The sequence below is a fragment of the Sphingomonas sp. genome (assembly GCF_031380695.1).
Lineage (GTDB): Bacteria > Pseudomonadota > Alphaproteobacteria > Sphingomonadales > Sphingomonadaceae > Sphingomicrobium.
In genome coordinates, this window is the sequence record NZ_JANMWY010000170.1 from 1 (window position 1) to 9148 (window position 9148).

Annotated in this window: 10 protein-coding genes and 1 pseudogene; 4 read left to right on the plus strand and 7 right to left on the minus strand. The window is 67.0% G+C overall.

The genetic code is table 11. The annotated features are described in order from the left end of the window. Positions 1-296: 296 nt before the first annotated feature. The gene (locus RMN84_RS06395; protein ID WP_309611354.1) at positions 297-1238 is read right to left on the minus strand and encodes a DUF2853 family protein; all 942 of its coding nucleotides are present in this window, start codon (positions 1236-1238) and stop codon (positions 297-299) included. Positions 1239-1307: 69 nt separating this feature from the next. Beyond that, positions 1308-1880 (minus strand): L,D-transpeptidase family protein, encoded by a 573-nt coding sequence (locus RMN84_RS06400; RefSeq protein ID WP_309611355.1) that lies wholly within the window; start codon positions 1878-1880, stop codon positions 1308-1310. A gap of 137 nt (positions 1881-2017) precedes the next feature. On the opposite strand from RMN84_RS06400, the gene RMN84_RS06405 reads away from it, so the two are divergent. The 3 genes from RMN84_RS06405 to RMN84_RS06415 all read left to right on the plus strand — a co-directional run bounded on the left by RMN84_RS06405 (position 2018) and on the right by RMN84_RS06415 (position 4227). Continuing rightward, a complete protein-coding gene (locus RMN84_RS06405; protein ID WP_309611356.1) occupies positions 2018-3409 on the plus strand; it encodes a leucyl aminopeptidase family protein in 1392 nt (463 codons plus the stop codon). A gap of 139 nt (positions 3410-3548) precedes the next feature. Further along, on the plus strand, positions 3549-3908 hold the full coding sequence (locus tag RMN84_RS06410) for a MarR family transcriptional regulator (protein ID WP_405051454.1): 360 nt from the start codon (positions 3549-3551) through the stop codon (positions 3906-3908). Next, a complete protein-coding gene (locus RMN84_RS06415; protein WP_309611358.1) occupies positions 3859-4227 on the plus strand; it encodes a hypothetical protein in 369 nt (122 codons plus the stop codon). The genes RMN84_RS06410 and RMN84_RS06415 overlap by 50 nt, the downstream gene beginning before the upstream one ends. On the opposite strand, the gene mltG is transcribed toward RMN84_RS06415, so the two are convergent. The 3 genes from mltG to RMN84_RS06430 all read right to left on the minus strand — a co-directional run bounded on the left by mltG (position 4228) and on the right by RMN84_RS06430 (position 6801). Next, positions 4228-5193, minus strand: a complete 966-nt coding sequence (mltG, locus tag RMN84_RS06420; RefSeq protein WP_309611359.1) for an endolytic transglycosylase MltG — start codon at positions 5191-5193, stop codon at positions 4228-4230. Between the two features lie 4 nt (positions 5194-5197). After that, on the minus strand, positions 5198-6460 hold the full coding sequence (gene fabF, locus RMN84_RS06425; protein ID WP_309611360.1) for a beta-ketoacyl-ACP synthase II: 1263 nt from the start codon (positions 6458-6460) through the stop codon (positions 5198-5200). A 104-nt stretch (positions 6461-6564) separates the two neighbouring features. Continuing rightward, positions 6565-6801, minus strand: coding sequence for an acyl carrier protein (locus tag RMN84_RS06430; RefSeq protein ID WP_309611361.1), 237 nt, complete (start codon positions 6799-6801; stop codon positions 6565-6567). Between the two features lie 99 nt (positions 6802-6900). On the opposite strand from RMN84_RS06430, the pseudogene RMN84_RS06435 reads away from it, so the two are divergent. Continuing rightward, positions 6901-7374: pseudogene (locus RMN84_RS06435) on the plus strand (vgr related protein). A 157-nt stretch (positions 7375-7531) separates the two neighbouring features. Here the strand turns inward: RMN84_RS06435 and RMN84_RS06440 are convergent. After that, entirely contained in the window at positions 7532-8053 is a 522-nt protein-coding gene (locus tag RMN84_RS06440) for a nucleotide exchange factor GrpE (RefSeq protein ID WP_309611362.1), read from the minus strand. After that, positions 8050-9084, minus strand: a complete 1035-nt coding sequence (gene hrcA, locus RMN84_RS06445; protein WP_309611363.1) for a heat-inducible transcriptional repressor HrcA — start codon at positions 9082-9084, stop codon at positions 8050-8052. Before hrcA ends, RMN84_RS06440 begins: the two co-directional genes overlap by 4 nt. Positions 9085-9148: the final 64 nt, after the last annotated feature.

The window sequence follows — 9148 nt, forward strand, 5'->3', positions numbered from 1 at the left end:
CTGACCATGCTCCGCACGCTCGGCGTCCGGCTGGCCCAAGGCTATCTCCTCGGCCGCCCTGCGCTGGGCGCGCTCAGCGCCTTCCCGCCGCTCTTCAACCGCGGCATCGGGGAACGGGCGCGCAAGCTGGCGTAGCGCAAATTAAAGCATCAGCTCAAACCAAAACCCGTCTGACCTTCCGAGCCGTAACCTTCCAACCCCCAAAACGGCTTCAGGGCTGACCTTCCCCTGACCTTCCCGCCCGACGCGAACGACTTCGGGGGCCGGCGTTCCCCTGATCGTTCGCGCCGTACGTCCTAAATTAGGAAATACCACAGCAGCGCCAGGACGCCGAGCCCGAGCAGCAGCCACGGCAGCCACTTCATCGAACCGCCGCCGCCTTCGGCGACCTCTACCGCGTCGGGCGCACTGATATATTGCTCGCGGCGGCTGACCGGCGGCGTGACCGGGTCGACGGACGCAGTCGCTGGCGGCAGGTCCGCTGCGAGAGACGGCGTGTCGAGCGGCTCGCTGTTCATCGTGCTCCCGCCGACAGCGCCCAGCCCGGCGGCGACGGCCCCCGCCGCTGCCGTCGCGGTTCCGAACCTCGGCGCGGCCTTGGCCACCGGTTCGGCAACTGGATCGGGCGCGGCGACCGGATCGGGATCGGCGACCGGATCGGGATCGGCGACCGGGGTCGCTTCCCTCACTGGCTCGGGCGCCGCCACCGGCACCGGGTGGGCGAACGGTGCCGCGTCATCGACGACGATCGGATCTGGCGCGCGCGCTGCACCCTTCTTGACCAGCAGGGGGGACGCCGCCCCGGTCGCGCCAGGTCCAGCCGCCCCCAGCGCAGCATGCGTACCCGCACCGAGCACAGCCGCCGCCGCCGCACCGCTACCTGTGTCGCTCGCCGCCGCCTTCGTGGGCGCAGGGGCCTTGGCGAACAGCTGCAGCTTGTCGAACGCTTCGGCCAGCAGATAATAGACCGTCACCCGGTTCTTGGTCCGGTCGGCCTTCATCCGCTCGCCGACCGTCGCGATCACGCGGTCGATCTCGGCATTGTCCTGCGTCAGCGCCAGCTTCTTGCGGCAGAAACCATCGCGCACCCGGTCGGTTTCGGCCTTGTCGGAGAACGACACCAGCGCGCTGTCGACCTTGTGCAGGGAGATGCCGCAATGCCGCACAATCCCGGCGACGATTCCGTCATCGGCCTCGGGAGCATATTTCTTGACGTCCGCCGACCAGTCCTGCGCCATGTTCCGCACTCCCCTGTTCCTGATCTGCAAATAGGCGCCCTGTTCACGGCATTAGTCAACCCGCGCCCGCTACCCCTCGATCACCACCTTCGTGCCGAGTTTCGTCATGGCGAACAATCGCTCGGCGAACTTGTAGGGCAGGCGCACGCAGCCGTGGCTCGCCGGAAAGCCCGGGTTCGGCCCGGCGTGGAAGGCAAGGCCCTTGCTGTCGTACATCTGCATGAACGGCATCGGCGCATTGTCATACTTGCGACTGAAACCCTTTTGCTTCTTGATGATCACCGACCAGAAGCCGAGCTGGGTTTCGCGGCCCTTCTTGCCGCTGGAGATCGTCGCGACCCCCACCAGTCTGTCGCCGCGATAGATGTAGAACAGCTGGCTGACGAGATCGATCACGATCTTCGCCTCGCCCTCGGTCGGCACCTCGGCCACCCAGCGAAAGTCGCCCGGCGCGAGTGCCAGCGGCCCGAAGGCAGCGACCGCATCCTCGTGCGCCTTGGGCGCGAAGCCGTTGGTCCAGCGATAGGCCGGGGTCATCGCGGGCGGCGGAGGCGCTTCGACCACCTGCCGCGGCCCGGTTTCGCATCCGCTCAGCGCGGCGACCAGCCCCGCCGTGACTATCCAGCGCCTAAGTTTCCGCATCGATCGCTCCGCTAATGTCGTCGGCGCTTGCAAGCGCAATCGCTGGCGACCGTCAAGCCCTTGGTATACCAGTAATTAACAGCGCCCTACGGAGAAGATGGTGACAGCGGCATCGCGGCGGGGCTAAGTGCCGCGCGATGACCGATTTCGCCCCCCTACTCCTCTCAGATCGCGGCGAGCCCGCGCGCACTTTGACGTTGGTCGACAAGGACAGTGTCGACGACTGGCGCAAGGCGCTGCCCGCCGCCCACCCCGCGCTGGCCGACGCCGCCCGCTTCGACCCGGCCAAGCCCGGCGCGCTGCTCCTGCTGCCGACAGGCGACGCGGTCGATGCCGTAGCCAGCGTGAAGGACCGCGCCGCCCTCTCCCCTTGGTGCCTCGCCGCCGCTGCCTCGGCCTTGCCCGAGGGCCGCTACCGGCTGGCGGGCGGCGAGGCCGGGCTTGCCGCGCTAGGCTGGCTGCTCGCCCAGCATCGCTTCGACCGCTACAAATCCGCCCCCGATCCGCTGCCCACGCGAACCCTGCTGGTCGCCGACGTCGCCGCCATCCCGGCGACGATTCGCCTCGCCGAAGCCACTGCCCTCGTCCGTGACCTGGTCGACACGCCCGCCGCCGACATGGGCCCCGCCGACCTCGAGGACGCCGCCCGCGCCCTCGCCGCCGAGCATGGCGCGAGCGTCACCGTCACGATCGGCGACGCGCTCGAACAAGGCTATCCGATGATCGCCGCCGTCGGCCGCGGCGCCGAGCGATCGCGCGCGCCTCGCCTGATCGAAGTCACATGGGGCCGCCCCGACCACCCGCGCATCGCCTTGGTCGGCAAGGGCGTGTGCTTTGACAGCGGCGGACTCGATATCAAGCCGGCCAGCGGAATGCGGTTGATGAAGAAGGACATGGGTGGCGCGGCGCATGCGTTGGCGCTGGCCGGGCTGGTGATGGGTGCGCGCCTGCCGGTGCGGCTCCATCTGCTGATCGCGGCGGTCGAGAACAGCGTCTCGTCGACCGCTTTCCGCCCCGGCGACATCCTCGCCAGCCGTCTCGGCCCGACGGTCGAGATCGACAATACCGACGCCGAGGGCCGGCTCGTGTTGGGCGATGCGCTGGCGCGGGCGGCCGAGGACAAGCCCGAGCTGATCCTCGACTTCGCTACCCTGACCGGCGCAGCCCGGATCGCGCTCGGTCCCGATCTCCCCGCGACCTTCGCCAACGACGAAGCGCTCGCGACCGACCTGCTCGCCGCCGCCATCGCGGTCGACGACCCGCTGTGGCGGCTCCCGCTGTGGGACGGCTATGACGAGATGCTCAAGTCCGACGTCGCCGATATCGTCAATTCGGCCGACTCCCCCTTCGCCGGGTCGGTCACCGCCGCGCTGTTTCTGCGCCGCTTCGTCCCCGCCGCGACACCCTGGGCCCATCTGGACACCTTCGCCTGGCGACCAGCGGCAAAACCGGGGCGGCCCAAGGGCGGTGAAGCGCTCGGGCTTCGGGCTGCGTTTAGCCTGCTTGAGGCGCGTTATCGCCCCGCCTGACCGACGCGACCCGCGATAATTCGACCGGCGGATGTGTTGCCTACGCAACATTTCGGCCCGTGCGCGGTTAATCCCTTCACGAACTATGCGGTTCGAAGGAGCAAGACGCGGAATGGCGGATGGAGCGCTGACGGGATGGATGCGCGCGCTGATCGGATATGTCCGGTCCGGCGAGCCCGACCTGACCAACAGGCAGATGGCGCTGCTAATGCTCGTCTATCTGACGCCGGGGCCGCACACGGTGCGTGGGCTGGCGCGCGGACTGGGGGTGTCGAAGCCGGTGGTGACGCGCGCCTTGAATACGTTGGGTACGCTGGGCTATCTCCGCCGCGAACGTGATCAGGACGACCGCCGCAACGTGTTCGTCGTCCACACCAGCAGCGGGGCTGATTTTCTTGAAGGGTTCAAACGTCTCCTCCGGATCGATAGCGAGGGGGCAAGCCGACAGGGTGCCGGATTCCAGCCCGCGCCCGCCCGCACCGCCTTCGCCCACGGCTGATGCCCTCGCGGTCGGCAGCTTTGCGCTCGCCGGCAAGTCGAACCCGCCCGACCCCGTGATCCACGCCTATCGCAAGGACCTCGCCGACGTCGCGCTCGCCGGGCGGGTAATATCGTCTCATTATGCCGAGCCGCTGGTTCGGCACTTGGCAGCGGATGCGCCGTTCGTCACCGGGCGTGAGGATGGCGCGGCGACCATCTCCATGCTGGCCGAGGGCGATGTGCTGCACATGCTCGACTGCTCGCTCGGCTGGGCCTGGGGCTATGCCGGGACGGAACGGCGGGTCGGCTATGTGCGTGCGACTGCGCTCAAGCCCTGATCACTTGAGCTCGCCGCGCTGGCGGCGGATCGCAAACCATTTGGCAACGTTGACATTATGCTCGGCCAGCGTGTCGGCGAAGACGTGTCCGCCGGTGCCATCGGCAACGAAATAGAGCGCCTTGGTCGGTGCCGGGTTCAACACTGCGGCAATGCTTGCCTTACCCGGGTTGGCGATCGGGCCGAGCGGGAGCCCGGCACGGCGATACGTGTTGTAGCCATTGTCGGCGTCAAGTTCCGATCGCAGGATGCGCCGACCGAGCGGCTTGCCCTTGGTAATCGGGTAGATCACGGTCGGGTCGGCATCGAGCTTCATGCCGATCTTGAGCCGGTTGCAATAAGCGCCTGCGACGGTCGCGCGTTCGGCCGGTTTGCCGGTCTCCTTCTCGACGATCGAGGCGAGGGTCAGCGCGGCGAGCGGGGTCGCGACCGGACAGTCGCCCTTGCTTTTGGCCCAGAGCGCATCGAGCGTGCGGTGCATCGCATCGGTGGTCCGCTTGAGGATCGCCGCGCGTGTCTCGCCGCGCTCATAACTGTAGCTGTCTGGCAAGACCGAGCCTTCTGCCGGCAGCGGTGCCTCGCCGGTCGCGAATGGCAAGGCCGCGAGCCGCTCCTGGACCATGACCGACGGCATGCCTTCGGGAATGGTCATCAGCCGCTGGACCGGATTGCCATGCTGCAGCAGATCGAGCACCGCCGCGCCGCTGGCATGGGCCGGGATGCGATATTCGCCCGCCTGGATGGCGTCGTGCGAACCGATCAGCCGCGCGAGATAATACCAGCGCTTCCCGAGCCCGCGGACCGCACCGGCATAGGCCAGTTGCTCGGAGGCGGCATTGAGCGAAGTTCCCTGCTGGATCGTGACCATCGCCGGGCGGGCCAGCGGCCCCGGTCCCCACCAGTCATATGCCCCGAACCCGCCAATCGCGACCAGCGCAAAGAGGAAGAGCGAGCGGAGGCGCTTCACGCGCTCAGGCCTCGACCGCCTTCATGATCAAGCTGGCGTTAGTGCCGCCGAAGCCGAAGCTGTTGTTGAGCGCCGCCTTGACCTCGCGCTTCTTCGCCACATGAGGCACCAAGTCGACCCCTTCGGTGCCGTCGTCGGGATCGTCGAGGTTGAGCGTCGGGGGGACGATCTGATCGCGAATGGCGAGGATGCAGAAGATGCTCTCGACCGCGCCGGCACCGCCGAGCAGATGGCCGATCGCCGATTTGGTACTGCTCATCGACGCGCCACACAGGTCATCGCCGAACACGCGCTTGGCGGCGGCGAGTTCGATCGTGTCGGCCATGGTCGAGGTGCCGTGGGCGTTGATGTAATCGATGTCGCACGGCTCCATGCCGGCCTTCTTCAGGGCCATCCGCATGGCGATTTCGGCACCCTTGCCCTCGGGATGCGGGGCGGTGACATGGTAGGCGTCGCCCGACAGGCCATAGCCGACAACCTCGGCATAGATTTTCGCGCCGCGCGCCTTGGCGTGCTCATATTCCTCAAGCACCACGACCCCCGCGCCCTCGCCCATGACGAAGCCGTCGCGGCCCTTGTCATAGGGGCGGCTGGCCTGTTCGGGACGGTCGTTGAAGCTCATGTTGAGCGCGCGGGCCTGGGCGAAACCGGCCACGCCGAGCGGGTTGATCGTTCCTTCCGCGCCGCCCGCCAGCATGATGTCGGCGTCGTCGTCCTTGATCATCCGCGCCGCGTCGCCGATCGAATGGGCGCCGGTCGAGCAGGCGGTGACGACCGAATGGTTCGGCCCCATCAGGCCGTATTTGATCGAGACCTGACCCGAGATGAGGTTGATCAGGCGGCCGTGGACGAAGTGCGGGCTGACCCGCCCCGGACCCTTTTCGGCCAGCACCAGCGATTCGCTCTCGATCCCTGGCAGGCCGCCGATGCCCGAACCGATCGAGCAACCCGTGCGCAGCTTGTCCTCTTCGCTCATCTCGGTCAGCCCAGCATCCTCGAGCGCCTGGCCGGCGGCATCGATGCCATAGATGATGAACGGATCGACCTGGCGCTGGACCTTGTGGTCGACGCGCTTGTTGGGGTCGAAGCCATAGGCATGGTCAGCGGGCTTGACCTCGCAAGCGATAGTGCACTTCTGCCCCGTGGTGTCGAACCGGGTGATCGTCCCGGCGCCGCTCTTCGACGCCAGGATGTTGGCCCAGACCGTCTCGACGTCCGCGCCGAGCGGCGTGACGAGCCCCAGACCAGTGACGACGACACGGCGCATTCAGTCTCTCCAGACAGGACGACAGGCCCGAACCCGGATGGGCTGGGCCTGTCGAATTTCAATCATCAACCCGTCCCGCAGCCCGTGGCGCGGGGCCGAATTCATCAGGCCTTATGCTCGTCGATGTAGGTGATCGCATCCTTGACGGTGGCGATCTTCTCGGCCGCGTCGTCGGGGATCTCGACGCCGAACTCTTCCTCGAACGCCATCACCAGCTCGACGATGTCGAGGCTGTCCGCGCCCAGATCATCGATGAAGCTGGCCTCTTCGGTGACCTTATCGGCGTCGACGCCAAGATGCTCGACGACGATCTTCTTCACCCGATCCGCGGTCTCGCTCATGCTTGCATTCCTTCTCTTGATTTAACCGATGCCCTAGCGAGGCGCGGTGGCGGCGGCAAGCGCGATTGCACCGTGCAGCGAACCAATGCAGGAGGCCGCGTGGCCGAGACCCGTCCCCTCACCCCCGGCGAAATCGAGCTGGCGCGAAGCGTCTTTGGCGAGGCTATCGATTATGACCGGGTGCGCCTGGTGCGCGGCACGTGGTGGCCGTTGCAGCCAAAGGCCATCGTGATGGCGCCGATGGGCCATATCCATTTCCATCCGCACGGCGAGCAATGGTCGGACGATTTCGCCCGCGAACCGCTCGATCGGCAGGGGTTGTTCATCCATGAGATGACCCATGTCTGGCAGGCGCAGAGCAAGGGGCGGTTCTGGTTGCCGCTGATGCGCCACCCCTTCTGCCGCTACGACTTTGCCCTGCGCTAGGGGCAGGCGTTCAACCGCTATGGCATCGAGCAGCAGGCCGAGATCGTGCGGCACCGCTTCCTGGCTGACCGGGGCGCAGCAGACCGGCTGATCTGCGTTCCACCGGCGGAATTATTGCCGTTTGGGGGGTACTCAACAAGACCATAAACATTGGCCAAAGTTCACCGAAGTTCACACCGTATGGCGTGGTTGCCGCAAATCATGTTCGGTCGGTGGCGCGAGCGCCACGATAGTCCCGAACCGAGTCGGTTGGTGGCATCATCAGGGGGCTGTAGGACAGCAAAATCGTGCACTCGCGGTTGACTCACCCCGCCTTCGCCACCCCCACCAGCGCCGGACGCAACAGGCGTTCCTTGAGCATGTAGCCGGCCTGCATTTCCTCGATCACCGTGCCGGGTTCCTGGTCGCTCGGCATTTCGATCATCGCCTGATGCTTGTTGGGGTCGAGCGGCATTCCCCGCGCGGCGATGCGGGTGACGCCGTTGCGAGTGAAGATGGCGTCGAGTTCGCGCGCGGTCGCCTCGATCCCGGCGAGGAAGTTGGCGGCGGTCGCGTCGGCGCGCAGTTCCTCGGTCACGGCGGCGAGCGCGCGGTCGAGATTATCCTTCACGCTAAGCATGTCGCGGGCGAAGTTGGCGACGGCATAGGTTGAGGCCTGGACCTTCTCAGCTTCAAGCCGGCGGCGGACGTTCTGCGCCTCGGCAGCCGCATAAAGCGCGCTGCTTTTTGCTTCCTCCAGCTGATTCTGCAGCTCCCCGATGAGTTCATCCAGGCTCGAATCGTCGGCGGTTTCGGGAAGGTCGTCGGATAGATTTTCTTCGGTCATGATTCCATCATTCTGGTTAGCGCCTGGGCGGTGAAATCCACCATGGGGACCACCCGCGCATAGTTCAACCGCGTCGGACCGATCACGCCGACAACGCCGACCACCTGCCCTTCGCTCCCGCGCCACGGTGCGGCAATGACCGATGAGCCGCTAAGCGCGAACATCCGGTTCTCCGATCCGATGAAGATGCGGCAACCGGCGGCATCGCGCGCGCCCTCAAGCACGCGGGCGATTTCCTGGTGGTCCTCAAGCTCTTCCAGCAGCTTGCGGACGCGGTCGAGGTCGGCGGCGGTGCCTTCTTCGATGAGGTTCGCGTGACCGCGCACGATCAGCAGCGGGCGCTGGTCGAGGTCGATGCTCCACGCGGCGAGGCCCGAGGCGACCAGTTCGGCAGCGGCGAGGTCGATCGCGGCGCGGCGCTCGGTCATTTCGGCACGGAGCCGGGCGACGGCTTCGGACAGGGTCAGGCCGGACAGTCGGGCGCTGACGTAATTGCCGACCTCGGCGAGCTGCGCGGCATTGGTGCCGGGCGCGAGCGGGACGACGCGATTCTCGACGCTGCCGTCGACGCCGACGAGCACCGCCAACGCGCGGGTGCGATCGAGCGGGACGAACGAGAGCTGGCGCAGGCGCTGTTCCTGCTTGGGGGCGAGGATGACGCCGGCGCAGGCGGACAGGCCCGACAGCATCGAGGTGGCAGCGTCGAGCGCCTGTTCGATCGGCCGGTCGCGCAGCTGCGCCTCGATCGCCAGGCGCTCGCGCTGACCCGGCACCGACGCCTGCATGATCCCGTCGACAAACAGGCGCAGGCCGGATTCGGTCGGGATGCGGCCAGCCGAGGTGTGCGGGTGGGTCAGCAGGCCGCGCTCCTCCAGCTCCTGCATCACGCCGCGGATCGACGCAGGGGAGAGGGAGACGCTGCCGGTCAGCATCTTCGACCCGACCGGCTGACCGCGCTCGATATACGCCTCGACCACCATGCGGAAAATGTCGCGCATGCGGGAGGAAAGTTCGCCGATCGGCTGGTCCATCCATCCCATCTAGGATTGCCGCCGCGCCCGGTCTAGGGAGCGGGCCAAATCAAGGAGATCATCC

Bases quoted from the DNA above. Each gene is read 5' to 3' on its own strand.
- fabF (WP_309611360.1), bottom strand. From the start codon at position 6,460: ATGCGCCGTGTCGTCGTCACTGGTCTGGGGCTCGTCACGCCGCTCGGC.
- RMN84_RS06410 (WP_405051454.1), top strand. From the start codon at position 3,549: ATGCGCGCGCTGATCGGATATGTCCGGTCCGGCGAGCCCGACCTGACC.
- RMN84_RS06430 (WP_309611361.1), bottom strand. From the start codon at position 6,801: ATGAGCGAGACCGCGGATCGGGTGAAGAAGATCGTCGTCGAGCATCTT.
- RMN84_RS06405 (WP_309611356.1), top strand. From the start codon at position 2,018: ATGACCGATTTCGCCCCCCTACTCCTCTCAGATCGCGGCGAGCCCGCG.
- RMN84_RS06395 (WP_309611354.1), bottom strand. From the start codon at position 1,238: ATGGCGCAGGACTGGTCGGCGGACGTCAAGAAATATGCTCCCGAGGCC.
- hrcA (WP_309611363.1), bottom strand. From the start codon at position 9,084: ATGGACCAGCCGATCGGCGAACTTTCCTCCCGCATGCGCGACATTTTC.
- RMN84_RS06400 (WP_309611355.1), bottom strand. From the start codon at position 1,880: ATGCGGAAACTTAGGCGCTGGATAGTCACGGCGGGGCTGGTCGCCGCG.
- RMN84_RS06440 (WP_309611362.1), bottom strand. From the start codon at position 8,053: ATGACCGAAGAAAATCTATCCGACGACCTTCCCGAAACCGCCGACGAT.